31 protein-coding genes and 1 pseudogene are annotated in these 24,206 nt (G+C 66.1%); 20 read left to right on the top strand and 12 right to left on the bottom strand.

Annotation, left to right across the window (positions count from 1 at the left end; translation table 11 throughout):
* Window positions 1-113: 113 nt before the first annotated feature.
* The 3 genes from NE2_RS14380 to NE2_RS14370 are packed head-to-tail and all read right to left on the bottom strand — an operon-like array spanning window position 114 to window position 3,037.
* Window positions 114-1,526: an NAD(P)(+) transhydrogenase (Re/Si-specific) subunit beta gene (locus NE2_RS14380; RefSeq protein ID WP_063026406.1), complete on the bottom strand. Its 1,413-nt coding sequence runs from the start codon at window positions 1,524-1,526 to the stop codon at window positions 114-116.
* Between the two features lie 3 nt (window positions 1,527-1,529).
* Window positions 1,530-1,871 (bottom strand): NAD(P) transhydrogenase subunit alpha part 2, encoded by a 342-nt coding sequence (locus tag NE2_RS14375; protein ID WP_063011164.1) that lies wholly within the window; start codon window positions 1,869-1,871, stop codon window positions 1,530-1,532.
* A complete protein-coding gene (locus NE2_RS14370) occupies window positions 1,871-3,037 on the bottom strand; it encodes a Re/Si-specific NAD(P)(+) transhydrogenase subunit alpha (protein ID WP_373862246.1) in 1,167 nt (388 codons plus the stop codon). The genes NE2_RS14375 and NE2_RS14370 overlap by 1 nt, the downstream gene beginning before the upstream one ends.
* A gap of 248 nt (window positions 3,038-3,285) precedes the next feature.
* On the opposite strand from NE2_RS14370, the gene NE2_RS14365 reads away from it, so the two are divergent.
* Genes NE2_RS14365 through NE2_RS14355 form a run of 3 tightly spaced genes read left to right on the top strand, consistent with a single transcriptional unit; the run spans window position 3,286 to window position 5,249 of the window.
* Window positions 3,286-3,756 carry an HIT family protein gene (locus NE2_RS14365; RefSeq protein ID WP_063026513.1) on the top strand — a complete coding sequence of 157 codons (471 nt, stop codon included), beginning with the start codon at window positions 3,286-3,288 and terminating at the stop codon, window positions 3,754-3,756.
* Window positions 3,753-4,592, top strand: coding sequence for a maleylpyruvate isomerase family mycothiol-dependent enzyme (locus NE2_RS14360; RefSeq protein ID WP_063026404.1), 840 nt, complete (start codon window positions 3,753-3,755; stop codon window positions 4,590-4,592). Before NE2_RS14365 ends, NE2_RS14360 begins: the two co-directional genes overlap by 4 nt.
* A 6-nt stretch (window positions 4,593-4,598) precedes the next feature.
* Entirely contained in the window at window positions 4,599-5,249 is a 651-nt protein-coding gene (locus tag NE2_RS14355) for a Type 1 glutamine amidotransferase-like domain-containing protein (protein WP_063026402.1), read from the top strand.
* 27 nt (window positions 5,250-5,276) lie between these two features.
* Here the strand turns inward: NE2_RS14355 and NE2_RS14350 are convergent, their stop codons facing one another.
* A complete protein-coding gene (locus tag NE2_RS14350) occupies window positions 5,277-5,609 on the bottom strand; it encodes a winged helix-turn-helix transcriptional regulator (protein ID WP_063026400.1) in 333 nt (110 codons plus the stop codon).
* Between the two features lie 67 nt (window positions 5,610-5,676).
* Between NE2_RS14350 and NE2_RS14345 the strand changes: the two genes are divergently transcribed.
* Together NE2_RS14345 and NE2_RS14340 are read left to right on the top strand one after the other, a co-directional pair.
* Window positions 5,677-6,003 carry a hypothetical protein gene (locus NE2_RS14345; protein ID WP_063026511.1) on the top strand — a complete coding sequence of 109 codons (327 nt, stop codon included), beginning with the start codon at window positions 5,677-5,679 and terminating at the stop codon, window positions 6,001-6,003.
* 4 nt (window positions 6,004-6,007) lie between these two features.
* Window positions 6,008-6,652, top strand: coding sequence for a cysteine hydrolase family protein (locus tag NE2_RS14340; protein WP_063026398.1), 645 nt, complete (start codon window positions 6,008-6,010; stop codon window positions 6,650-6,652).
* Window positions 6,653-6,663: 11 nt separating this feature from the next.
* Here the strand turns inward: NE2_RS14340 and NE2_RS14335 are convergent, their stop codons facing one another.
* Entirely contained in the window at window positions 6,664-7,251 is a 588-nt protein-coding gene (locus NE2_RS14335) for a TetR/AcrR family transcriptional regulator (protein WP_063026396.1), read from the bottom strand.
* Window positions 7,252-7,408: 157 nt separating this feature from the next.
* Here NE2_RS14335 and NE2_RS14330 point away from each other — a divergent pair, with 157 nt between their 5' ends.
* The gene (locus NE2_RS14330) at window positions 7,409-8,872 is read left to right on the top strand and encodes an MFS transporter (protein ID WP_063026509.1); all 1,464 of its coding nucleotides are present in this window, start codon (window positions 7,409-7,411) and stop codon (window positions 8,870-8,872) included.
* 47 nt (window positions 8,873-8,919) lie between these two features.
* Here NE2_RS14330 and NE2_RS14325 read toward each other — a convergent pair whose 3' ends face one another.
* Window positions 8,920-9,240 carry a GroES family chaperonin gene (locus tag NE2_RS14325; protein ID WP_030513633.1) on the bottom strand — a complete coding sequence of 107 codons (321 nt, stop codon included), beginning with the start codon at window positions 9,238-9,240 and terminating at the stop codon, window positions 8,920-8,922.
* 50 nt (window positions 9,241-9,290) lie between these two features.
* Between NE2_RS14325 and NE2_RS14320 the strand changes: the two genes are divergently transcribed.
* From NE2_RS14320 to NE2_RS14310, 3 genes are all read left to right on the top strand, one after another.
* Window positions 9,291-10,649: an FAD-binding oxidoreductase gene (locus NE2_RS14320; protein ID WP_030513632.1), complete on the top strand. Its 1,359-nt coding sequence runs from the start codon at window positions 9,291-9,293 to the stop codon at window positions 10,647-10,649.
* Between the two features lie 110 nt (window positions 10,650-10,759).
* Window positions 10,760-11,077, top strand: coding sequence for a hypothetical protein (locus NE2_RS14315; RefSeq protein WP_063026394.1), 318 nt, complete (start codon window positions 10,760-10,762; stop codon window positions 11,075-11,077).
* A 45-nt stretch (window positions 11,078-11,122) separates the two neighbouring features.
* Entirely contained in the window at window positions 11,123-11,413 is a 291-nt protein-coding gene (locus NE2_RS14310; protein WP_030513630.1) for a GNAT family N-acetyltransferase, read from the top strand.
* Window positions 11,414-11,453: 40 nt separating this feature from the next.
* Here the strand turns inward: NE2_RS14310 and NE2_RS14305 are convergent, their stop codons facing one another.
* Both NE2_RS14305 and NE2_RS37075 read right to left on the bottom strand, forming a co-directional pair.
* A complete protein-coding gene (locus NE2_RS14305) occupies window positions 11,454-11,762 on the bottom strand; it encodes a hypothetical protein (protein ID WP_063909392.1) in 309 nt (102 codons plus the stop codon).
* Between the two features lie 301 nt (window positions 11,763-12,063).
* Window positions 12,064-12,135 (bottom strand): annotated as a pseudogene (locus NE2_RS37075) (hypothetical protein); the annotation flags it as partial.
* Between the two features lie 378 nt (window positions 12,136-12,513).
* Between NE2_RS37075 and NE2_RS14300 the strand changes: the two are divergent.
* Window positions 12,514-12,888, top strand: a complete 375-nt coding sequence (locus tag NE2_RS14300) for a hypothetical protein (protein WP_063026390.1) — start codon at window positions 12,514-12,516, stop codon at window positions 12,886-12,888.
* A 282-nt stretch (window positions 12,889-13,170) separates the two neighbouring features.
* Here NE2_RS14300 and NE2_RS35685 read toward each other — a convergent pair whose 3' ends face one another.
* The 3 genes from NE2_RS35685 to NE2_RS14290 form a co-directional block, all read right to left on the bottom strand.
* A complete protein-coding gene (locus NE2_RS35685) occupies window positions 13,171-13,344 on the bottom strand; it encodes a hypothetical protein (RefSeq protein ID WP_157110939.1) in 174 nt (57 codons plus the stop codon).
* Between the two features lie 830 nt (window positions 13,345-14,174).
* On the bottom strand, window positions 14,175-14,693 hold the full coding sequence (locus NE2_RS14295) for an AAA family ATPase (RefSeq protein WP_233429780.1): 519 nt from the start codon (window positions 14,691-14,693) through the stop codon (window positions 14,175-14,177).
* A gap of 8 nt (window positions 14,694-14,701) precedes the next feature.
* The gene (locus tag NE2_RS14290) at window positions 14,702-15,559 is read right to left on the bottom strand and encodes a P-loop nucleotide/nucleoside kinase family protein (RefSeq protein WP_063026386.1); all 858 of its coding nucleotides are present in this window, start codon (window positions 15,557-15,559) and stop codon (window positions 14,702-14,704) included.
* 201 nt (window positions 15,560-15,760) lie between these two features.
* On the opposite strand from NE2_RS14290, the gene NE2_RS14285 reads away from it, so the two are divergent.
* The 10 genes from NE2_RS14285 (at window position 15,761) to NE2_RS14240 (ending at window position 22,970) form a co-directional block, all read left to right on the top strand.
* Entirely contained in the window at window positions 15,761-16,222 is a 462-nt protein-coding gene (locus tag NE2_RS14285) for a hypothetical protein (RefSeq protein WP_063026384.1), read from the top strand.
* Between the two features lie 14 nt (window positions 16,223-16,236).
* Window positions 16,237-16,470 (top strand): hypothetical protein, encoded by a 234-nt coding sequence (locus NE2_RS14280; RefSeq protein WP_233429779.1) that lies wholly within the window; start codon window positions 16,237-16,239, stop codon window positions 16,468-16,470.
* On the top strand, window positions 16,470-17,093 hold the full coding sequence (locus NE2_RS14275) for a DUF2637 domain-containing protein (protein ID WP_063026380.1): 624 nt from the start codon (window positions 16,470-16,472) through the stop codon (window positions 17,091-17,093). Before NE2_RS14280 ends, NE2_RS14275 begins: the two co-directional genes overlap by 1 nt.
* Before the next feature lie 302 nt (window positions 17,094-17,395).
* Window positions 17,396-18,718 carry an FtsK/SpoIIIE domain-containing protein gene (locus NE2_RS14265; protein WP_063026376.1) on the top strand — a complete coding sequence of 441 codons (1,323 nt, stop codon included), beginning with the start codon at window positions 17,396-17,398 and terminating at the stop codon, window positions 18,716-18,718.
* Between the two features lie 112 nt (window positions 18,719-18,830).
* Window positions 18,831-19,037, top strand: coding sequence for a hypothetical protein (locus NE2_RS14260; RefSeq protein WP_063026374.1), 207 nt, complete (start codon window positions 18,831-18,833; stop codon window positions 19,035-19,037).
* On the top strand, window positions 19,034-19,198 hold the full coding sequence (locus tag NE2_RS35680; RefSeq protein WP_157110938.1) for a hypothetical protein: 165 nt from the start codon (window positions 19,034-19,036) through the stop codon (window positions 19,196-19,198). Before NE2_RS14260 ends, NE2_RS35680 begins: the two co-directional genes overlap by 4 nt.
* Window positions 19,195-19,830, top strand: a complete 636-nt coding sequence (locus NE2_RS14255; RefSeq protein ID WP_063026372.1) for a hypothetical protein — start codon at window positions 19,195-19,197, stop codon at window positions 19,828-19,830. The genes NE2_RS35680 and NE2_RS14255 overlap by 4 nt, the downstream gene beginning before the upstream one ends.
* Complete coding sequence (locus tag NE2_RS14250; RefSeq protein WP_218018607.1) at window positions 19,830-21,509, top strand: replication initiator; 1,680 nt, start codon at window positions 19,830-19,832, stop codon at window positions 21,507-21,509. Before NE2_RS14255 ends, NE2_RS14250 begins: the two co-directional genes overlap by 1 nt.
* A gap of 13 nt (window positions 21,510-21,522) precedes the next feature.
* Window positions 21,523-21,708: a helix-turn-helix transcriptional regulator gene (locus NE2_RS14245; RefSeq protein ID WP_063026370.1), complete on the top strand. Its 186-nt coding sequence runs from the start codon at window positions 21,523-21,525 to the stop codon at window positions 21,706-21,708.
* A complete protein-coding gene (locus tag NE2_RS14240) occupies window positions 21,708-22,970 on the top strand; it encodes a tyrosine-type recombinase/integrase (protein WP_063026368.1) in 1,263 nt (420 codons plus the stop codon). Before NE2_RS14245 ends, NE2_RS14240 begins: the two co-directional genes overlap by 1 nt.
* A gap of 30 nt (window positions 22,971-23,000) precedes the next feature.
* Here the strand turns inward: NE2_RS14240 and NE2_RS14235 are convergent, their stop codons facing one another.
* Window positions 23,001-24,161, bottom strand: coding sequence for an acyl-CoA dehydrogenase (locus NE2_RS14235; RefSeq protein WP_063026366.1), 1,161 nt, complete (start codon window positions 24,159-24,161; stop codon window positions 23,001-23,003).
* Between the last annotated feature and the right edge of the window lie 45 nt (window positions 24,162-24,206).

Raw genomic sequence — 24,206 nt, 5'->3', positions numbered from 1 at the left:
CCGCGCTGCCGGGAGGCACCGTGCACGCAAGGAAACGGCCCGCAGCAGATCTGCTGCGGGCCGTTTCGGGTCCGAACTGAGCCACCACCGATGCAGTGATGACGCCTCGTTCGTTAGAGCGCCTTGAGTTCTTCGGTGACGGCTCCGACGGATTTCTTGGCGTCGCCGAACAGCATGGAGGTGTGGTCGGCGTAGAACAGCGGGTTGTCGATGCCGGCGAAGCCGGAGTTCATCGACCGCTTCAGCACGATCACGCTCTTGGCCTGGTCGACGTTGAGCACCGGCATGCCGTAGATCGGGCTCGAGGAGTCCTCGCGCGCGGCGGGGTTGGTGACGTCGTTGGCGCCGATCACCAACGCCACGTCGGTGCGCGAGAATTCGCCGTTGATGTCGTCCATTTCCTTGAGCGCGTCGTAGGAGACCTCGGCCTCGGCCAGCAGCACGTTCATGTGCCCGGGCATCCGTCCCGCGACCGGATGGATGGCGTATTTGACCTCGACTCCCTTGGCCTCCAGCAGCGAGGCCATCTCCTTGACCGCGTGCTGGGCCTGGGCGACGGCCATACCGTAGCCGGGCACCACGATCACCTGGTTGGCGTAGGCCATCTGGATCGCGGCATCGGCGGCCGAGGTGGCCTTGGCCTGCTTCTGTTCACCGTCACCGGCGGCCGCGGCACCGCCGCCACCGCCGAAACCACCCGCCACGATCGCGGGGATGGACCGGTTCATGGCCTTGGCCATCAGGTTGGTCAGGATGGTGCCGGACGCGCCGACGATCATGCCGGCCACGATCATCGCGGTGTTGTTCAACGCCAGACCCGCGGCCGCCGCGGACAGACCGGTGAGTGCGTTGAGCAGCGAGATGACCACCGGCATGTCCGCGCCGCCGATCGGCAGCACGACCATCAAACCGAGCACCGCGGCCAGCACCAGCAGCAGCACCATCCACCACCACGGCGCACCGTCCTTGGTGGCGCCGATGCCGATCACCACCGCGGAGGCGATCGCGCCCAGGGCCAGCAGCAGGTTGACCGGCTGCTGCAGTTTCCCGAGCCCGATCGGGCGGCCGGGCAGGATCTCCTGCAGCTTGCCGAACGCGATCAGCGAGCCCCAGAACGAGATCGAACCGATGATCGCCGCGAACAGCGAACCGATGATGATGTGCACGGTGGGCTGCTCGTGCAGCGACGAGAAGCCGTCGCTGTTGAGGAATTCCGACCACGCGATCAACGCGACCGTGCCACCACCGACACCGTTGAACGCCGCCACCAGCTGCGGCATCGCGGTCATCTTGGTGAACCGCGCGGGCGGAACACCCAGCGCCACACCGACAACGAGGCCCGCGATGATGATGATCCAGTTCGAGGTGTCACGGATGGAGATGAACGTCGCGATCACCGCGATGCCCATACCGACCGCCGCGATCCAGTTACCACGCACCGCGGTCTTGGGCCCGGTCAGCCCCATCAGACCGTAGATGAACAGCGAGAACGCGACGATATAAAGGATGTTGACCAGATTGTCCATGAGTCAGCGGCCCGCCTTCTCGGTGTTTCCAGGGCGCTCCGCGCCCGACGCAGCGGGCTTCTTGCCCTTGAACATCCCCAGCATCCGGTCGGTCACCACGAAACCACCGACCACGTTCAGCGTTCCGAACACCACCGCGACGAACAGAATGATCTGCGTGATCACCGACGGGTGCTCGACCTTGCCGAGGGTGACCAGCGCACCCAGCACCACGATGCCGTGGATGGCGTTGGTGCCCGACATCAGCGGGGTGTGCAAGGTGTTGGGCACCTTGGAGATCACCGCGAAACCCACGAATCCGGACAGCACCAGAATCGCGATATTGGCCAAAAGCTCGGTATACATCAGCCCTGCTCCTCGGAATCGGCGGGACGGCTCGGCGCACCGGCCACACAGGAATCGGCGAGCACCTGGTCACCGAAATCGGGCTCGAGCTCGCCGTCTTTCAGCATCAGCTCCAGCAGCGCCGCAATATTCTTCGAGTACAGCTCCGAGGCGTGCTCGGGCATCGTCGCCGGCAGATTCAGCGGCGAGCAGATCGTGACACCGTGGCGGACCACCGTCTTACCGGGCTCGGTCAGCTCGCAGTTGCCGCCGGTCTCCCCCGCCAGGTCGATGATCACACTGCCGGGCTTCATCCCCTCCACCGCCGCGGCGGTCACCAGACGCGGCGCGGGGCGACCCGGGACCAGCGCGGTGGTCACCACCACGTCGAAACCCTTGATGGCATCTTCCAAAGCCTGCTGCTGCTGGGCCTTTTCGTCCTCGGTCAGCTCGCGGGCGTAGCCACCCTCGCCGGCCGCATCGATACCCAGGTCCAGCCACTGCGCACCCACCGACCGCACCTGGTCGGCCACCTCGGGCCGTACGTCGTATCCGGTGGTGCGCGCACCGAGACGCTTGGCGGTCGCCAGGGCCTGCAGACCCGCGACACCCACGCCGAGCACCAGCACCGTCGCCGGCTTCACCGTGCCCGCCGCGGTGGTCAGCATCGGGAAGAAGCGCGTCGACTCCGACGCCGCCAGCAACACCGCCTTGTATCCGGCGACGTTGGCCTGCGAGGACAGGGCGTCCATCACCTGCGCGCGCGAGATGCGCGGGATCGCCTCCACGGCGAACGCGCGCACGCCCGCGTTCTGCAGCGCCCCGATCTTGTTGTCGGCGTTGCGCGGAGCCAGGAATCCGATCAGCGTCTGGCCCTGGGACAGTTTGGCGATCTCGGCGTCGTTGGGCGGGGCCACCTTCACCACGACCTCGGCCTGCCACGGATCACCGATCGTCGCGCCCGCGGCCTCGTAGGCTTTGTCCGGAATCAATGCCCCGACACCCGCGCCGGCTTCGACGACGACCTGTACACCCTGCTTCACCAGGCTCGGGATGATCTTCGGCACCAACGCGACGCGTCGTTCGTCGGCATCGGTCTCACGAACCACACCGACACGCGTGCGGTGCGACGCGCGACTGTCGTCGCCGGGCTGCGCGCCCTCGTTCGCGCCCTGCGTTGTCTCCACTGGTCAACTTCCTTACTTGTGACGGCAAGCTGGCCCCCTGATGTCCAGGTGGGCCGCCTGTTGGGTCTGGCCGAGTGGAACTTACTTTCCAGTAAGGTCCGAAATAATTCTCGCAACTGTACCCGGCAGGCCGGTGAGATTAGTTGAGATCAACATCACACCACACCACGGCTTTTCCCTCGATTGCCGCTTCACGCAGCGCAGAAGCGGGCTATGCCGGGTGCGCCTTACGCCGTAATGTCTGCGTGGTGAGTGGCTGTATCTTCTGCCGGATCGTCGCGGGCGACGCGCCGGCGACGCGGATCTACGAGGACGAGCGCGTGTACGCCTTCCTCGACATCCGGCCGATCACCCGGGGACACACCCTGGTGATTCCGAAAAGCCATGCCGCCCACCTCGACGAACTCGACGCCGAACTGGGCGCGGACCTGTTCCGCGTGGGCCATCGCATCGCGAAGGCGTTGCGGCGCAGCGATCTCGGCGCCGACGGCGCGAATCTCGTGCTCAACGACGGTAAAGCGGCCTTCCAGACGGTGCATCACGTCCACCTGCACGTGGTGCCGCGCCGCGGTGGTGACCTGTTCACCTTCGCCCGCGGCTTCCTGCTGCGACGGCCGCACGATCCGACGGCCACCGCGGCCGCGCTTCGCACCGGGCTCGACCGGCTCGGCGCGGAGCCGGACCGATTCGACCCGACCGACAGGGAGACTCGTTCATGAGCACAGCCTCACTCGACCGCGCCGAACTGACCAGTGCGCTCTCCGGCCAGTGGGATGTGCTGGCGGAACTGACCGCCGGATTGAACGAGGACCGCTGGCGGCTGCCGTCACCGCTGCCGGGGTGGACGATCTTCGATGTGCTCGCCCACGTCGTCGGCACCGAATCGATGCTGCTCGGCGAGTCGCTGCCACAGGTGGACCGTGACGTTCACGCCTTCGATCACGTCCGCAACGACACCGGGGCGCTGAACGAGATGTGGCTGGAATCGCTGCGGCCGCTGCGCGGCGACGAACTGCTGCGGCGGTTCACCGAGGTGACCGACCGCCGCCGCGCCGTGCTGGCGGCCGTCGACGAGGCCGCCTGGACGGCCGATATCCAGTCCCCGATCGGGGTGGTGCCGTACGGCAGATTCATGCGGGTGCGGTTGTTCGACTGCTGGATGCATCAACTCGACATCACCGATGCGCTCGGCGGCGACGCGAAAGCCCTGGGTATGGACGAGGGCGGGCGGCGCGCCGAGATCGCGCTGGACGAGATCGAACCCTTCCTCGGGCGCGTGGTGGTCAAGCGGGGCGGCGCGCCCGACGGATCCCGCATCACGATCGAGACCACCGGTCCCGTCGCCCGGACCGTCCACATCCGCGTCGACGGGCGCGCGGACGTCGTCGCAGCCCTCGATCATCCGGCCGACACCGTCGTTCGGCTGAGTTCGAGCCTGTTCGCCCGCCTGTGCGGCGGACGCACCGCCGCCGCGGATCATCGCGACGAGATCGAGGTCGACGGCGACCGTGCACTGGGTGAGCGGATCACCGCGAATCTCGCCTTCACCATCTGACTCGCCGTGCGACTCTTCCTGTCCAGCTACCGATTCGGCGCCCATTACGACCGGTTCGCCGAGCTGGTCGGCGGTCCGGGGCCGATCGCGGTCGTTCCGAACGCCTGCGATGCGTGGCCGTCCGCGTGGTCCGGCGCGGTGACCAGCGATCTTGTTCCCCTGCGGCGCAGCGGTTTTCGGCCCGAGGTGGTCGATTTGCGCGATTACATCGGTCGTCGCGCCGAATTGGAGCGGGCGCTGCGCGGATATCCGGCGCTGTGGGTTCGCGGGGGCAACACCTTCGTCCTGCGGGCTCAGTTCGCCCGCAGCGCGGCCGATCTCGTTCTGCGTGACCTGTTGGCCGAGGACGCGCTGGCCTACACCGGGTACAGCGCGGGCGCCTGCCTGCTCACTCCCGACCTGCACGGCCTGGAGGACGCCGACGATCCGGCCGAGGTGCGGCTCGCCTGCGGTATCGATCCGCGCTGGGACGGACTGGGGGTGGTGGACCGGGCGATCGTGCCGCATGTGGATTCACCGGCCACCGATCCGGAAGGCCACGGCACCCGCCTGGCCGCACGTTTGCGCGCGGCGGGAACGCCGCACTGGGCGCTGACCGACGACGACGCCGTCGTGGTCGACGGTGCACGCACCGAGGTGCTGACCGCAGCCGGCTGACCCGGCACGGTCCGGCCGCGATCCTGCTCACCCGAGGGTGATACCCGTTCGCTCACACCGTTTTTCGCCCCATTCGTACAGCGCGGTCAACACCGGAACCAGGCTGCGCCCCTCGGCGGTCAGATCGTATTCCACCTGCGGCGGGACGGTGTCGAATACGGTCCGGCTGACGAGACCGTCGGCCTCGAGCTCGCGCAGTTGCTGCACCAGCATCTTCTCGCTGGTCGCGGGCATGGCCCGGCGCAGGTGACCGTAGCGCCGCACCCCCTCCTTCAAATGCGCGAGGATCACCGGTTTCCACTTCCCACCGATCAGGTCGACAGTGACCTCGACCGGGCAGTAATACCGCCGCTGCGACATCGCGCTCACCTACTTACCGAAAAGTGCGCTCTTGTAACACTGTAATCACGCGACTTGCATGGATCTCATGAAAGTTATCGCCTTCGACCGCTTCAAACCCGGGGTCACGCTCGAGACCATCACACCGTATCTGCCCGAGGAGGTGGCCAATGTGTGGCGCCTCTGGAAGGCCGGAATCGTCCGGGAGAACTACGCCCGCGCGGACGAATCGGGTGTGGTGATCGTCTTCGAGGTGAACAGTGTCGCGGAGGCCCGGCGCTATGTGGACGATTTCCCGTTGTCCAAAAAGGGCTTTCTGGAATGGACCTACGTTCCGGTGACCGCCCCACTCCCGCTCGAGGCGCTCATAGACGCGTCGGTCGACACGGCCGAACCCTACGATCGGACCAGGTGAGCATATGCGGCATGCATTCGGACTCGACATTGCCCTGACCGTGGCGGACGCGTGCGATCCGGCTCGGACCGCGGTGCTGATCTACGACATGCAGGTCGGCATCGTCGGTCAGATCGCCGCCGGGCAGCAGATCGTCGATGCCTGCGTCCGGCTCCGGGACACGGCCCGAGCCAACGGTTTTCGTGTGTTCTACACCCGGCACATGTCATTGCCGCCGGCCGCAGCGGGGGTGGCGCAGCTGCGGACGGCCATGGCTTGGCAGCGTGTGGACGACCCGAGCCGGGTGCGTTCGATGTTCCCGCAGGGCTCACCGCAGTATCACCTGGTTCCGGAGCTGACCCCCGGCCCGGACGAGGTGGTCTTCGACAAGATCACCATGTCGGCCTTCGCGGGCACACCCCTGGATATCGCCCTGCGTGACCTGCGCATCGATACGATCGTGATCGCGGGGATCGCCCTCGAGGTCGGTATCGAGCCGACGGTGCGGCATGCCATCGATCTGGGTTATCTGCCGATCACGGTGACCGACGCCTGTGGCGCCGGACATGCCGATGCGGCCGAACGGTCATATGCCGCAATGGCTTTCGCCGGAGGATCACTGACCACCGACCTGGCCACCCTCGAGACGGAGATCGCCGCGCGGCGTTAGTGGTGTTCGGCTCAGGATTCCTCGCGCGGCGCCACGATCCGGCGCGCGGCGTCACGCACCCAGTTGCGCAGCTCCGCCGGATCGTCGGGGCCGCCGACGACGAACCGCCGGGATTGCGGGAGCGCCTGCTGATAGTTGATCAGCCCGGTCAGCAGGGTGAGCAGATAGCCGGGCGGCATATCGTCGCGCAGCAGTCCCCGCCGTTGTGCGTCCTCGACCTTCTCGATCTTGTCCCGGTAGCGGCGCGCGCGGGCCTCGCCGGCGGTCACCTGGTCCGGCGCGAGTTCCAACGCCTCCCACATCTGCAACCGGAGGAATTCCGGATGTTCGCGGTGGTAGGCGATATGGGCGTCCACCCAAGCGTCGATATCGTCGATATCGGTCGAGACCGCCGCGGCCACATCGAGCATCGCCTTCTCCAGCACCTGTTCGAACAGGTGCTGTTTGTCGCCGAAGTAGGCGTAGATCAGCTGCTTGTTGGCCTTGGCGTTGCGGGCGATGCGATCCACGCGGGCACCGGCGATCCCGTGGGCGGCGAACTCCTCGGTCGCCGCCTCGAAGATGCGGGCCTTGGTGGCCTCGGGATCGCGCGGGGGCATGCCATCGATGCTAACCAACCAATTGGTTGACACGACGTCGCGGGCACTGGAATAGTTCTAACCAACCGGTTAGTTACATCCCGTGCGGAGACCGATCCGCATCCCGCGGCGCAGCGCGGCGCCGTCGATACTCTCGACCGATTCCGGGGAGTCCGATATGCCCACCCTCGAAACACCCACCGCCCCACCACTTCTGCGTACGCCGCCGGCCGAGCCCGTGCCCTACCCGGCGCGCTGGCGGGTGCTGCCGGTGGTGCTGAGCGCCATGTTCATGGCGATGTTCGACTGGTTCGTCGTCAATGTCGCCGCCTCTTCGCTGCAACACGATCTGAACGCCGGCGAAGCGGCGCTGGAACTGATCGTCGGCGGCTACGGCTTCGCCTACGCCTCGGGCCTGATCACGGGCGGCCGGCTCGGCGACCTGTTCGGCCATCGGCGCCTGTTCGTGGTCGGCATGCTGGCCTTCACGGTGGCGTCGCTGCTCTGCGGCCTCGCACCCAACGCCTGGGCGCTGGTCGGTGCACGCGTCCTGCAGGGCGGCACCGCGGCGCTGATGGTGCCGCAGATGCTGGCACTGATCAACACCCTGTTCCCGCCGCTCGAACGGCCCCGGGCGATGGCCGCGTTCGGCGCCACCATCGGCCTCGGCGCGGTCGCGGGCCAGGTGCTCGGCGGCGTCCTGCTCGACGCCGATCTGTTCGGCTGGGGCTGGCGGACCATCTTCTACATCAACGTGCCGATCGGACTGGTCGCGGCCGCGCTGGCCGCACGCTGGCTGCCCCGCACCGGCAGCACTCGCCGGGCGCGACTGGATCCCGTTGGCGCCGTGGGCATTTCCGCGGCACTGGCACTGCTGCTGATTCCGATCACACTGGGCCGGCCGGAGGGCTGGCCGCTGTGGACCTGGGTGTCGATGGCGGCCGCGGCGCCGGTGCTGCTGGCGACCCTGCGTTACGAGAACCGGCTGGCACGCCGCGGCGGGGAACCGGTCCTCGACACCGCCATGGTTCGCGAACGCGGCTTCAGTCTCGGCCTCGTGATCGCGGGCGGCTATCTGACCTTCTTCGCCGGATTCATGCTCTGCCTGACGCTGATGCTGCAGGGCGGCCTCGGATTGTCGCCGCTGCGTGCGGGTTTGGCGTTCGCGCCGCTGGGACTCTGCTTCGCGGGCAGTTCGCTGTTCCTGGCACCGCGGGTCGCCAACCGGTTCGGGAACCGGGTCATGGTGATCGGAACCTGCACCAGCCTGACCGGCCTGGGAATCACCCTGGCGGTGCTGGCCGGCATGGGCACGCAGGTGAGCGCCCTCGCGTTGATTCCGGGCATGATGGTCGTCGGCCTCGGCAACGGGATGACCATCCCGTCGGTGGTCTCGGCCGTGCTCTCCTCGGGCATCCCCGCACCGCAGGCCGGGATGGCGGCCGGCGTGCTCACCACCGCGCAGCAGTTCGGAAACGCCATCGGCGCAACCGTTCTCGGCGTCATCTTCTTCTCGGCTCTGGGCGCGGCGCACAGCACCGGCAGCTATGTGACCGCCATGGAGATGGCCGCGATTGCCGGGATCGTGGTCCTCGGTGTGGTGCTCGCCGCCGCGCTGGCGCTGCCACGGCACACCCGCTGATGCGCTCGATGCTCCCGGCTACCCGGCCGGGGGCATCGCCGTGCCGGTTACAGGTACAGGCCGGTGCCGTGTTCGGGGCGTTCGCTCGCCACCGCGTGCAGATCGCGCTCGCGCAGCACCAGGTAGGCCTGACCCTGCACCTCCACCTCGAACTGGTCCTCGGCGCTGAACAGCACACGGTCGCCGACGCCCACGCTGCGCACATGCGAACCCACCCCGCTGACCTCACCCCAGGTCAGCCGCTTGGCCACCTGCGCGGTGGCGGGAATCAGAATGCCGCCGCTGCTGCGTCGTTCGCCCTCCTCCTGGGAGACGCGAACCATGATCCGGTCGTGGAGCATCTGGATCTCTAGCTTGGCATCGGACACCGCGGCAGTGTACTGCGCACGGATCCCGCGCGAGCACGTAGGTTCGGGGTGTGGACATCGCAACACTCGCAGACCGGCTTCCCGACGGCACGGTCGTCACCGATCCCGACATCCTCGCCGGGTACCGCCACGACCGCGCGCTCGATCCACAGGCCGGAATGCCGGCGGCACTGGTCCGGCCGCTGACCACCGAACAGGTCGCGACCGTGGTCGGCTGGGCGCACGAACATCGGGTCCCGCTGGTGCCGCGCGGCGCCGGAACCGGACTGTCCGGCGGCGCGACCGCGCAGGACGGCGCCCTGCTGGTGAGTACCGAGCGCATGCGGGAGATCACGGTCGATCCGGTCACCCGCACCGCCGTCACCCAGCCCGGACTGCTGAACGCCGAGGTCAAGCGGGCGGCAGCCGAACACGGACTGTGGTACCCGCCGGATCCGTCGTCGTTCGAGATCTGCTCGATCGGCGGCAACGCGGCTACCAACGCCGGCGGGCTGTGCTGCGTGAAATACGGCGTCACCACCGACTACATCCTGGGTATGGAGGTGGTGCTCGCCGACGGCACGGTGGTGCGACTGGGCGGGCCGCGACTCAAGGATTCCGCCGGGCTGTCGCTGACCAAACTGTTCGTCGGCAGCGAGGGCACCCTCGGCATCATCACCGAGCTGACGCTGCGGTTGCTGCCCGCCCAGCCGCAACAGAGCACCGTTGTCGCCACGTTTTCCACCCTCACCGCGGCTACCGCGGCGATCGAGGCGGTCGCGGCCCGGCTGCGTCCCTCGATGCTGGAATTCATGGACTCCGTGGCGATCAACGCCGTCGAGGACGAGATGCGGATGGGACTCGATCGCGAGGCCGCCGCCATGCTGGTGGCCCGCTCGGACGCCCCCGGCGAATACCGGGCCCGGGAGGCCGCGATCATCGCCGAGGCATGCGAAAGCGCCGGAGCCGCCGAGGTTTTCCGGACCGAGGACCCCGAGGAGGGCGAAGCGTTCTGCGCCGCACGGCGATTCGCGATTCCCGCGGTGGAACGCAAGGGCCCGCTCCTGCTCGAGGACGTCGGCGTGCCGCTACCGCGCCTGGGCGAGCTGGTCACGGGTATCGCCGAGATCGCCGCGCGGCGGGAGGTGCTGATCTCGGTGATCGCGCACGCCGGTGACGGCAACACCCACCCGCTGATCGTCTACAACCCCGCCGATGCGGACGAGACCGCACGCGCGCATCAGGCCTTCGGCGAGATCATGGACCTGGCCATCGCGCTGGGCGGCACGATCACCGGCGAACACGGCGTCGGCCGGTTGAAGAAGGCGTGGCTGCCGGATCAGGTCGGTCCGGAGGTGATGGATCTGACCCGGCGCATCAAGGAAGCCCTGGATCCGCACGGCATCCTCAACCCGGGTGCGGTGCTCTGAACTCGGGCCGGGCGAAAAAATCTCGCAAACCGGACAATCGACGGCTAGGCTGCGAGATCTCGGTTCGCTCGCCTGGTGAGCGGCCCCTATCGAAAGCCTCCCGAGGACACATGTTCAAGAGCCTGCCCGCCGTGTTCGCCGCTGTGACGACCGCTTCCCTGCTGATTCTCCCCGCGGCCACCGCCCAGGCGAAGTCTCCGGCCTGCGATCGAGCCATCGCCATGGTCAACGCGGGCGTGCAGACGAGCGGCGGCACATTCGACGTCGAGACGGCCCGGGCCCTGCACGATCGGCTGTGGACCGTCGGCGATCTCGCCGTGGGTGACGAGCGGGCGGCGATCACCGGATACGCCGATGCCCTGATCGACGACAACGTCACCGACCTGCAGCCCTTCACCGACGAGCTCAATCGAGTCTGCGGGAGCTGACCCGCGCGCGGAACAAATCGTGGCGACGACGGAGTTCTACCTGATATGACGACCAGGCTCGAGCACAATACGGCCGCCGGCCGCTACGAGATCTACATCGACGACACGCTCGCCGGCTACGCGGACTACGCCGAGAACAGCGTGGGCGACAAGCCGATTCGCGATCTCAACCACACCCTCACCTTCCCGGAGTTCCGCGGGCGCGGGGTGGCGGCGCAACTGGTCGAATACGCGCTCACCGACTGCCGCGACAACGGCTTCGCCGTCGTGCCGACCTGCTGGTACGTGGAGCAGTACATCGGCGACCATCGCGAATACGCCGATCTGGTCGCCTAGCGGTCCTCCTGCGGCGCCGCGTTCGTCCGCGGCCTCCGCATCAGACGCGGCGCCGCCAGACCAGGAACTGGCGGTCGCCGACCGTCCCCATCGCCTCGATCACGGCGGCGTTGTCGAAGCCCGGTAGTTTCTGCAGGCGGGCCAGAAACTCGGTGTCGGCAGCGGAATGCGGGACCACGCAACCGTTCCCGCGCACACCGATCAGTACGAAGAACACGTCGTCGGCGAAGGGACCGTCGGCGGTGGTGATGATCCGCACCTCGGTCAACTCCAGCCAGGTGACCTCTTCGATTCGCCCGTTGTCCAGGGTGCGGCGGACGAACCTGTCGGTGATCTCCACGCCTGCCATGCATCAATAGTGCGCTGCGAAAGCCGTTGGGACAATTCCGAATTCGCCCGATTGCGATTGAACGAACATTTGAAATTGCATCTGAAAGTACTTCGCAGAGATTTTCGTGGCACTACCGTTCTACCAGCGAAAATTGCCGGTAATTCACTGAATTCGGCGCTTCGATACCGTAACGCGTCCTGACAACTCACCGTGCGCGACGCGCCACGAGGCGGTGCCGCTTCGGTTCGATGTCACAAGCGAACGCGGGCGGCGCCGAGTCGTTCCCCGGCGCCGCGCGCGTCGTCGATCGGGTCTGCGATCAGCGCAGCAGCTGGCGCGACATGACCAGACGCTGAATCTGGTTGGTGCCCTCGTAGATCTGGGTGATCTCTCAGCCCGTTTCGGCTGATCAGCAATTTCAATCGGAAAACCACTCCCGAGCTGCACGAATGCATCTCGGGAGTTCTCGCGTGTTCTGGGGTGTTTCCAGCATCGGACGGCCTGTAGACGGCCTGCGGTCCGGACCACCGATGGCCCTGGTTGTGGTCGGGATGCGTCATAGGGTGGGCTGGCTCCCCGCCTGCCCCATAGGGCCTGCCCTTCTCGCGTAGAGGCTCCGGGGTCAAGGGTGGGCGAATGCCCATCAGCGAAGCTGACGCGAATGCGCCCTTGAGGCTGGAGGGGCGCGGGATCACAATGCAGGCCGACCACAACCAGGGCCACGCCGCGGTAGCGGCGCATTGTCGGTGTCGTGCGCAACAATTGGCACATGACCAACCCCTCGGCCAGCGAGCCGATCAACGTAGAAGAGACGATCAAGTCCGGCGAAGAGTCGATCGAGTCCGCCGAAGAGACGATCAAGTCCGGTGAAGAGCTGCTGGCCACTGGGCAGACGGAATCGCTGATCGCACAGGCAGAAGAGACGATCGAACGTGCGCGTGCGCTGGGCCGACCGGACATCGTTGCGCAGGCGCAAGCAGTGATCGCGAATCTCACCGAGAAGCACAACACGCTCGTCGAAAACCGTGCCGATCTGGTGGAGAAGAATCAGGTGCTGATCGACGCAGTAGATGACCTCAAGGCCGCGAAGAAGAATTACGACGAGGTGCGGTCGAACATCGACCGCTCAGCCGCCGAGTCGTAGCTTGCCAAGGCCCGGCCACGACCGCGTCGGCGACATCCAAGAGCCGTAGTTCGGGCCCCTTCTATCTATAGATATAAGGCGAATTCGGCAGCGCGCGAACTGAAACCGTGGCGGTGACCCGGTGCGGACGGAAGGACCGTCGTCCACACCGGGTGACCGGTGGTTCCCCGGATAGCCAGGGTCCGGGGCTACCGGCCTGGAGTCGGCGTCGTTGGCGACTCACTGCCCGACATCGGTGGCGGGCGGCCGGAAGCTGGGTGGGGGCCGAAGCCCCCCGGTCGCTCAGCCCAGCGTCCGCTCGGACCAGTCGAGCGCCTCGAAGAATTCGTCGGAGCCGATCGGGTAGCGGTCGTAGCACTTCGAGCAGAGGTGGTGGTCGGGGGTGAGGTAGGTGGCCTCGTCGTAGTCGCAGATGTCGCAGACGATGGAGGTCTTTCCGCCGAACTTGGTGATCATGGTGGGTGTCCTTCCCGGTTGTGCTGTTCTGGCTGAGGACGCCTCGATCACGGGCCGGTCGTGGGTCAAGGGTGGGCGAATGCCCATCAGCGAAGCTGACGCGAATGCGCCCTTGATCCGCGGCTGGTTCGTGATAGTCCTCGGATAAGCCAGGACAGCGCGACCGGGAAGGACACTCGCGAGCAGCACGCTCGGCGGAAAGACCTCCGGAAGTGACATCCCACCCAGGGACGAGGCCACCGGAGGCACCGCCGGCCACCACCTCTGCGGGGTGACGGACGCTGCCCGATCGGCTCCGACGAATTCTGCGGGGGTGACCACAGCCGGTTGACTGGGCTGGGTGCCGGGACCTTCGGGCTCGGCTGCGGGAGGCCATGTCGGGTACGGCTGACGTCGCGCCCAGCACTGCTCCGGTAGTTCGATGCACGAGGTAAGCCAATTAGGAACTGGGCGATGCGCGCTCGGGGTGCCGCCGACGCACCGACGCGCCGCGCGGCCGGCGCTTTTTCGGCCGCGCGCTGCGTGTCGAAGTGCGGCGGCGGCGCGCCGTGCGCGCCGCCGCCCTTGATCCTGTATGGCTGAATTCGGCAACGAGTACCGAGCAATCTGGGCGGCGAAGGATAAGCCATCTCCGACACGGGGTGCGGCTGTCGAACCGAAGGAACCGTGCAACCTGTGCCGTCGTCGTACCGGTATGGACAGTGGTCAACGCCGCGCGATCGCGGAGAGATGGACACAGGCAAGGATGCGCAACTTCCTGGCAAAGGCGTATGGCCGACCACAGCTGGCCCGCCGGAATCGACTACGTCTGGAAGACGCGCTTCCGGTGACTATCGGCGGGCCAGCGCCCGAATCATGTCCGCTGCATCCTCGGCGGAAGTGATATCCGTGTCGATAGTGCAATCGGCTTCATCGAGAACGGGCGTGCTGTCCCACGCCGCAAGCCGCTCGGCGGTGTCACCGGTGCCACGGTCGATGATTCGCCGCTCTGCTGTCGACCGACTGCATTGCAACTGGACAACCGTCCATCTGGTATCTGGCATGGCGTCTCGGAGGGCATCTATAACGGCAGTTTGACCAGCATGCACGACAGGAATCAGGCCGTCATCGAGCATCGCGACGAGCCCCGGCCGATCTATGGCGTAGTCAGCCCCGTAGCGGCTGTTTTCCCAGATGACCTGATTGGCTTCGCGAAGGCGGGCCAGCTCTGCATGGCTGGAGATGCGATATCCGGACGTGCGCCCTGCGCCGACCTTGATTCGCCTGAACAGCCGAAAAGCGCTGTCCCGCTTCGCGATCTCCCTCGTCACGGTGTCCTTGCCGCTCGCCGGCGCACCGTACAGGATCACGCCGCAGCTCATCCGTTTGCCGATTGCTTGCGAATGGCCTCGATGAGCTGCTGCGCTTGCTTCCGAAGCGGTTCACTATCGGGATCGTTGTCGATCACGACATGCTCCGTCGCCGGCGTGAACGACAGATCGAGGCTGGACAGGTACTTATCCCAGTTGGACAGCTTCCAGCTGTCGCGTGCTGCTCCACGTTTCCGTAGGTAGAGATGCATCGTCTCGACACTGCACCGAACCCACACGAAGGTTGCATCTGCGTTGTAGTTGGCGGCCCGCGAAATCGTCTGCTCCACCCACGTGCGGTTATTGAGCTCGCGGATATACGGTGCAGTCGCGACTACCGAGTTGCCCACGGCGATGTTTTCCTCGATCACCGCAGCCAACGCGTCGTACTCCCGCGGGCGGATTCTCGACAGGTATAGATCCGATTCCCGGTCATCGATGGTGGAGCCGAGATCTTCCAGTGCGGGTTCGATGATGGGGCGCGCGATGGTGTCCTTGTCGAGGATGGCCCAGTTGGTTTCACGGGCCAGAGTCCGGCCGAACTCACTCTTGCCACTCCCAGGAAACCCCGCCACGTAGACGACATGGGGACGGACGGGGCGAACGGGGCCGGCGAGGGCGAGCGAGAAGGCGGTTGGAGTTGTGACGATTCGGCCGGATCGATCCCGGCTGGCCACGTACCCATCTGCGGCAAGTTGTTCCATAGCCTTCGTAATGGTCAGTTGGCTGGCCTGCCATTCCTGCGCCAGTTCTCGCGTGGACGGCAACCGCTGGCCATCGCGCAGACGGCCGGACTCGATGTCATTCCGGATGGCCTGCGCGATCCGCAAATGAGCCAGTTGGGCCGAGCGGTCCGATCGCGGCACGGTTTCTCCTTCGGTAGCAGTTGCCTTCGGCAGGGTACCAGTTGTCACTGACCTACCGACTTGCTGACCTGGGGAACCTATTCCCTTCTAGCGGCTATCAGCCATTTTTGAGAGAAGTAGTTGCTTCTCAACGAAAGCACTTGCTACTGTTGTGGCACGGCACACACCGAGGCCGCAATCACATAGCAGGAGGAAAAGGCAATGGCTTTGAAGGATGTTTGGTTCACCCCGGAGTTCCACGAGGCGTTTCCGATGGGCCTCTACCTGCTGGGCGAGATTTCCGCGGTGACGGAGTTCAGCCAGGACCGCAACGCGCCGAAGCGTCACAAGATCGACCTGGACAAGGACGGCAACGGCACCGGTAAGCGGATGTGGAAGGGCACCTTCATGGACCCCTCCGGCGGCAACGCCAGGCAGGCCGGTTTCGACATCGTGTTCGTCTCCGACGTCCAGCCCGTCCCGGCCGCCCCCGAGCTCGCTCCGGGCTTCACCCCGGTCGAGTTGGAGGGCTTGCAGATCAAGCCGAAGGTCGCCGGCACCGGTGAGTACAAGTCGCTCGGTTTCAACATCCGCGCGACCGGCATCAAGGGCGACAACTCCGGCGCCAAGCGGCCCCCGAACAACGTCGGAGCCTCGCGTCCGGCCGACGACAAGGCTGCGTGATCACCATGTCGTTCATGCAGGTCACAGCCAGCAAGTGGGATGGCATCGAGGTGAAGTACCGCGAGGCGCGTCGGACCGAGGACACCCCGGTTCCGGCCGGTGTGGATGTGCATCTGGACAACGACCAGAGTCATGCGTGGCTGCGACTGTCGATCGAGGATGCTCGCGCTCTGGCAGAGCAGCTGCCGCGGATTCTGATGCTGCACGACGCCGCTGAGCGGCTGGCAGATGAGAAAGCCGTGGCGTGATGTTCACGGCTGAGCGGGGAATGCGTGCGGCGCGGGTGTTCGCGGTCCTGGTGATCGTGGGCGTCGGTGCCGCCGCGTTCCGCCTTTCCTTCGCCACCCTGCGCGACCTCGCGCAACTGGCACATATTCCGCGCTCGGATGCGTGGCTGTTCCCGCTGATCATCGACGGCACGATCGTGCAAGCCACCGCCGGCGCGCTGGTGCTGGCGAAGTCGCCGGAACGCAAGTTCTTCAACTGGGTCCTGGCGGTGGGTGCGGTGGTGTCGGTGGCCGGCAACAGCATTCACGCTGTCGCCAACGGTCACCCGCTTCCGCCGTGGTTGTGCGCGATCGTCGCGGCTATCGCCCCGGTGTCATTGCTGGTGGACACACACGGCCTAGCGGTGCTGTTCCGCGCGGCCCGCAATCCCGAACCTGTCACGGAGCCCGAAACGGCTCCCGCGTCGGAGCCCGTCTCCGAACCTGTTGCGGCACCGGAAGTTCCGGAGCCAATCGAAACTCCCGCGCCCGAACCGACACCGGCTCCGATTCCGGTTTCGGCTCCTGCTCGTCCGGCGCGGCCTGTTCGTTCTGCGCGGCCGGTGCAAGACATGCTGCCGATCGCGGTCCCGGTGGGGAGCTGATCTGTCATGGATACCCGTATCAATGGTGCTGCCACGGTAGGCATTACCGCTCTCGGCGCGACTGCCGCGGTTCTCGGGGTCGCGGGGTTCTTGGCCTTCGGGCCGCGTCACGAGGTGGCCCCGGCCGCGGTGCAGCACACCACTACCCCGGCGGGATGCGTCATGTTCTGCGACGAACCGACTCCCCCGCCGGCGGACGGGCACGGGTGCAGCTTGTTCTGCAACGAGCCCACCTTGCCCCCGGCTACCGACAACGGTTGCCGCCTGTTCTGCGAACTCGAAACCCCGAAGGAGGAAACCCGATGACCGCCGTGGACATGGTGCCGTACGCGGCCGCTGCGGGCGGTGCGCTGGCGTTCATGGCGTGGCTGCTGCCGTGGGGCCGCCAACCTACCCCGCGCCCGCGGGGCCTGGAAGACATCGTCGATGAAGCCCCGGTGCAGCTGCGCCCGGCTGTGTTGTCGTTCGCCTCGAACGCTCACGCACAGCAGATGTTCGCAGACCTGAAACTCGGGTCGGCCGAACTCGGCTTTCCGAAGGTCGAATCGTGGGAGTACACCCGCCAGGGCATCACCGTGGACGTGCTGATGCGCGGCGGACACACCCTGTCGACCTGGTCGGACCGGGAAACCCGCGCGGCGATCGCTCACTACATCGGTGTTCCCGATGTCGCTGTGTCCTCGCCGGCACCGGGCGTTGTCCGGCTGGACGTCCGTCTGTACGACACCCTCGCCGAATCCGCGCCGGTCCCCGTGGTGATCGGTGACGGTGTGGACCTGACCGCGGTCCCGACCGGCGTGTTCGAAGACGGCACGACCTGGCGGGTACCGGTGCAGGGCCGCCACGTTCTGTTGGGCGGTGAAACCGGCTCGGGCAAGTCCGGTGTTCTGTGGTCGCTGGTCAACGGCATGGGTCCGGCCATCGCCGCCGGTCGTGTCGAGTTGCGGGTGATCGACCCGAAAGGCGGCATGGAACTGGGGTGGTTGGAGCCGCTGTGCACCCGGTTCGAGTGCACGATGCCCGAGACCATGATCGGGCTGTTGGAAGAGTCGGTGTCGGACATGCAGGAACGTGCGCAACGTTGGCGTGGCAAGGTCCGCAAGCCCGAACCGACCCGGGAAAATCCGCTGGTCGTGATCATCATCGATGAGGCCGCAACGCTGTCGGCGTTCACCGATTCGAAGTTGCGGGCTCGTTTCGAGCAGGCTCACGGGCTGTTGTTGTCGCAGGGGCGTGCGCCGCTGTTCTCGGTGATCGAGACCGTGATTGATCCGTCGAAAGAGACTGTGCCGCAACGACAGTTGTTGCCGTATCGGATCGGGTTGCGGATGGCTGAGCCGACGCAGGTGGAGATGATCCACGGCCGCGGAGCCCGTGACCGGGGCTCGTACTGCGACGAAATCGACTACGCCACACCGGGTGTGTGCTACGTGCAGGAAGACGGCATCGCGGGATTCCGGCGGGCACGCGCCTACCAGGTCACCGACGACGATATCGACTGGATCGTCAACCGGTACAAGCCTCAACAGGCCGCGATCGACTACGCACCGCAGGCCGACTACAGCGGTTTCGACCCCGACGACCTCGGCGACGAAACCCCCGGCGACGGTCTCGCCGCCGCCTGACACCGATTCCCGGGGGGGGGGGGAATTTCCGACCTCTGCCCGAATTCCGGGCTTCGTTCCGCGCGCCTTCATCCGGTCGGCGCGCACCACCTCTGAACAGGAGAAACAAGCCATGAAGCGCAACCGCCGCCCCGCCCCCGTCGTCCCCGATGCCGGCTACGAGGAAGACGTGATCGACCTGCAAGCCCACCGCCGGTGCCGGCTGGAACGCCGCGGGTTGGATCCCGTCTCGGTCGCGGTGCATCTGCTCGCCGAAACCGGGTCGGCTCCCTCGGGCTGGGACTTCGATCCCGACGGCGGAGAGGACTGGGCCGCATGAGCGCGAAACCCTCTGCCTCGCAGGTGAATCCGATTGTGCAGGCCGCGGCCGATCAGGTGAAGGCCAAGCGGCGTCGCCCGGCCAAGGCGAAGGACCTCCCGCGCTGGGAGTGCCGTAACCAACTCTCGTTGTTCGATCCCTCGGAAGGGGCCGGGAAATGACCAACCATCAGCAGTCACAGTCGCAGTCTCAGAAGTTGGATGTGTTCGACCTGTTCGCCCTCGGGGTGTTGCAGGGGATCGGGTTCGTATTCGTCGCCGCGTGGTGGGCGGTGCTGTTCCCGATGATCTCGATTCCGGTCGGGATCGCTATTGCTGCTTGGGTTTTGGTGTCGTGGGTGCTGGGTGTCGTGGTGGTCGGGGTGTTCATCGCGGGGATGGTGCTGTGGCGACTGCGGAGCCCGCAGACCTTCGAGCGCTGGATCACCTCCCGGGCACGACACCGGGCACGCGCGTGGTGGCGGTACCGCCGGCACTGGGCCAAACTCGCCATCGCTTGCGGCTTGGGTGTGAAGAACCACTACGACGGAACCGTGCGCGCTCCGCGGTTGACTGGTGTCGAAACCTCGGCGTCGGTGGATCGGCTGCGGGTGCGGATGCTGGAAGGCCAATGCCCCGAGGACTACATCAACCGGGTCTCCCGGGTCGGGCACACCTTCGGCGCTCTCGACTGCCGCGCCACCATCGTCGGCCCGGGAACGGTGGAACTGGTTATGCGGCACAAGGATTCGCTCGCCGAAACGGTCACCCTGCCCCGCATCGGCGGTACCGAACAGCGGAAGGACGCAGCCTGATGAACTCGACAGCTCCCGAACCGCGGTTGACCGCCCAGCAACGGCGTTCCATCCCGAACCTGGTCGAAATCGCCCAAGCCACCGCCGAGAAGTTCGACGTGTGCCAGCGACCGATCCCGATGCGGATCGAGGACCCGAAAACTGGCACGATCACCTACGAGGGCGCTCCGTGTAAGTCCACGATGGAATCGGTGTGCCCGGCCTGCGCGAAAGCCAACCGCGCCCTGCGGATTCAGCAGTGCCGTGAGGGCTGGCACATCGCCTCCGAACCGGTCGAATACAAACCCGAACCCACCGAAGCACAGACCGCGATCATCGCTGCTCGCTCCGATCTGGCCGAGCAATATCGCGCCGCGGTCGCTGACGGTGACGAAGACGCTGCCGCCGGCATCAAGGAAGTGGTCGCGGACCTGGATGCGGAACTTCGGGAACTGGGTGTACGTGGTCGGCTACCGAGTCTGGACGAGACCGGGAAGGATCGCCGGCGGCGTTCTACTCGTCGGCGCCAGGATGTTCCGGACCTGCCGCGCCGCAAGGTCGAAAAGCGCACGGTGGGCAAGGAAATCGGCGGCTACCTGTCCAGCATGTTCGTCACCCTCACCATGCCGTCCTACGGACGCATCAACCAGGACGGCGCGACCGACGACAAGGGCAAACTCTGCTCGGACGGCTCACCGGTCCACCCGGGCACCTACGACTACCAGCGCCAGGCCCGCGACGCCGTGTTCTTCTCCAAGCTGGTGGATCGCTGGATTCAGAACCTGCGGCGCGCGGTCGGCTGGGACGTGCAGTACTTCGCGGTGGTCGAACCCCAGAAACGCGGTGCCCCGCACCTGCACATCCTGATTCGTGGCGCGATCTCGCGCGAGCTGCTCAAGCAAGTGACCGCGGCGACCTATCACCAGGTGTGGTGGCCGCGCTTCGATCAGGAGAACCGCGTCTACGGCGGTGACTTCCAGCCTGTGTGGGATCACCGACAGGCCACTTTCGTGGACCCGACCACGCACCAGCCGCTGACCTTCTGGGACGACGCTCTCGACATCCTCGACTCGGTAGACGATCTCGAGCCCGCGCACGTGGTGCGGTTCGGAACCCAAATGGATCGCCAGCACATCAAGGGCGTCATCGCGGAGAAGGCCGGCAAGACCATCGGCTACGTCACCAAATACCTGGTGAAGTCCATCAGCGAAATCATCGAACCACGCTCGGACCGCGCGGCCGATCACTACGACCGCTTGCACGCCGAGCTGCAGAACGTGCCGTGCTCGCCTCGCTGCCCGGTCTGGCTCGAATACGGCATCGTCCCCCAGGGCGCGACCGGCAAGACGATCCCCGGCCGCTGCAAGGGCAAAGCCCACCGCCGAGACACCCTCGGCATGCCCGGCCGCCGAGTCCTGGTCTCCCGCAGGTGGACTGGTAAGACCCTGCCCGATCACAAGGCCGACCGCGCGGAATTTGTTCGGCAACTGCTCGCCGAGGTCGGTATCCAGCGCCCGGACACCTCACACCTGCGGATCACACCGGTAGAGCCGGGCGACAAACAACGGCCCTTGCGGGAGCACCTGATCATGGGCGCGATCGCCAAGCGCACGAAGTGGCGAGCGGAGTACCTGAGAGCCCAGCTCGCTCTCGGACCGGATGGGTCGCAAAAGACTTCGGCAATTCAGCCGGCAGCCTAGGAGGGGATTCTAGATGGAGTTGCCTGCAAACCGTATGTGGACGGCGGAGGAAGTCGCGTACTTCCTCGATCTGCCGGTGAAGACTCTGTATCAGTGGAAGTGGCAGGGCGAAGGTCCTCCGGTCCGCAAGATCGGGCGGCATTTGCGCTACAACCCTGCCAAGGTGCGGGAGTGGGCCGGCATGGATGAGGCGGCCTGATGGGGCACGTAGAAGACCGTTGGTGGCGTCCGCAGCGCGACGAGAACGATCGTGTGGTGGTGAACGGCCGCGGCAAGCCGGTCATGGAGAAGACCGAACTGTATGGCCGTGGCCTTCGGTATCGGGTGCGCTATATCGACCCGGACGGTTCGGAGCGGTCGAAATCGTTCGCCGACCGGGAGAAGAAGCGCGCGGATGATTTCCTGATCGAGGTCGAATCGGATAAGCGCGAGGGCAAGTACATCAACCCTCGGGCCTCCCGCAAAACCTTTCGGCAACAGGCGGAAAGCTGGTACAAGGCGCAATCGCCGGACCCGGCGACTCGGGAGGTTCTGAGGAGTCGCCTCGAACGCCAGATTTACCCGTATCTCGGTGATCAGACGTTCGACAGGATCGAACAGCCGGCCACGATTCGCGATTTCGTCGCGGGGATGGGCGAGCGTGGCTTGTCGGACAACTATCAGGCCGTGGTGTTCACCATCGTGGCGTCGGTGTGCGATTCGGCGGTTGATGACAAGGTGATCCGCCGAAATCCCTGCCACGCCAAGACTGTTCGTCGTCCGCAGGCGCGAAGCCCGAAAGTTGTTGTGTGGCCTGCTGATCGGCTGATGGCAGTGCGGGATAGCATCGTGGACCGGTTTCGGATCGGGGTCGACCTCGGTGCAGCCGCGGGCTTGCGCCAGGGGGAAATACTCGGCTTCTCTCCTGATGATGTGGACTACGGTTCTCGCGAGATTCGCATTGAACGCCAGATCAAGACTGTCGACGGCGTGATGATGTTCGCGCTTCCGAAGGGCGGCAAGACTCGCTCGGCTCCGCTGGCTGAGACGTTGCTCGCCTCGATCAAGGAGCACGAGAACCGATTTCCGCCGGTCACGGTGAGTCTGCCGTGGGGCAAACCGGACGGCGAATTGGTAACTGTGCGTCTGCTGATGACGGGTGAAAACGGGCGGCTCTACACCGGTGACCTGTTCACCAAGGTCGTGTGGCAGGCGGCGTTCCGCAACGGCGGATTGGAGTACCGCCGGCGCGCCGATGGCATGCATGCCTTGCGGCACTTCTTCGCCTCGACGCTTCTCGCCGATGGCTGCTCGATCAAGGAACTGGCGGCGTTCCTCGGCCACACCGATCCCGGATTCACGCTGCGCACCTATACCCACCTGGTGCCGTCGAGCTACGAGCGGGCTCGGATGGCGATCGACCGAGTGTTCCGGCCTGAGTTGCCCCCACGGCCTGTAGACGGCCTGGAAGAGGGGAACTAGACCATGCGGAACACCCGGTCGATATGCGATCTAGCCCTTGAGCAGCTGCCGCGACATGACCAGACGCTGAATCTGGTTGGTGCCCTCGTAGATCTGGGTGATCTTGGCATCGCGCATCATCCGCTCCACCGGGAAATCGGTGGTGTAGCCGGCGCCGCCGAACAGCTGCACGGCGTTGGTGGTGACCTCCATCGCCACATCGGAGGCGAAGCACTTGGAGGCGGCGGAGATGAAGCCCAGGTTCTTCTCACCACGCTCGGCGCGTGCGGCGGAGGTGTAGACCATCAGGCGCGCGGCCTCGACCTTCATCGCCATATCGGCGAGCATGAACTGGGTGTTCTGGAAATCGGCGATGGCCTTGCCGAACTGCTTGCGCTCCTTGGTGTAGGCGATCGCGGCGTCCAGCGCACCCTGGGCCAGGCCGACGGCCTGCGCGCCGATGGTGGGCCGGGTGTGGTCGAGGGTCTGCAGCGCGGTCTTGAAACCGGTGCCCTCGGCGCCGATGATCCGGTCACCCGGGATGCGGCAGTTCTCGAAGTACAGCTCGGCGGTCGGCGAACCCTTGATGCCCAGCTTGTGCTCGAGCGGGCCGACCACGAAGCCCTCGTCGTCCTTGTGGACCATGAACGCGGAGATGCCGTTGGCGCCCTTCTCCGGATCGGTCACCGCCATCACGGTGTACCAGGTGGACTGACCGCCGTTGGTGATCCAGCACTTGGAGCCGTTGATCACCCAGTCGTCACCGTCGCGCTTGGCGCGGGTGCGCATGGAGGCGGCGTCCGAACCGGCCTCGCGCTCGGACAAGCAGTAGGAGGCCATCTTGCCCTCGACGAGGTCGGGCAGCACCTTCTGCTTCAGCTCCTCCGAACCCTGCAGGATCAGGCCCATCGTGCCGAGCTTGTTCACGGCCGGGATCAGCGAGGACGAACCACAGACGCGGGCGACCTCCTCGATGACGATGCAGGTGGCGACCGAGTCGGCGCCCTGGCCGCCGTAGGCCTCGGGGACGTGGACCGCGTTGAAGCCCGCGGCGTTCAGCGCGTCCAGGGCCTCCTGCGGGAACCGGGCGTTGCCGTCGACATCCTTGGCGTGCGGGGCGATCTCCTTCTCGGCCAGGCCGCGAATCGCCGCGCGCAACTCGTCGTGGATGTCGTCCAACTTGAACAGTTCGAAATCGGGGTTGCCCGCCATGGGTTCACTCCTGGTCGTGGGGTTTCGATTCGCCTGGTCCGCGAA

Source organism: Nocardia elegans NBRC 108235 (assembly GCF_001612845.1).
Classification (GTDB): Bacteria; Actinomycetota; Actinomycetes; order Mycobacteriales; family Mycobacteriaceae; genus Nocardia; species Nocardia nova.
The sequence above is the reverse complement of the archived record's forward strand: the minus strand, read 5'-3'. Positions and strand labels throughout refer to the sequence as shown.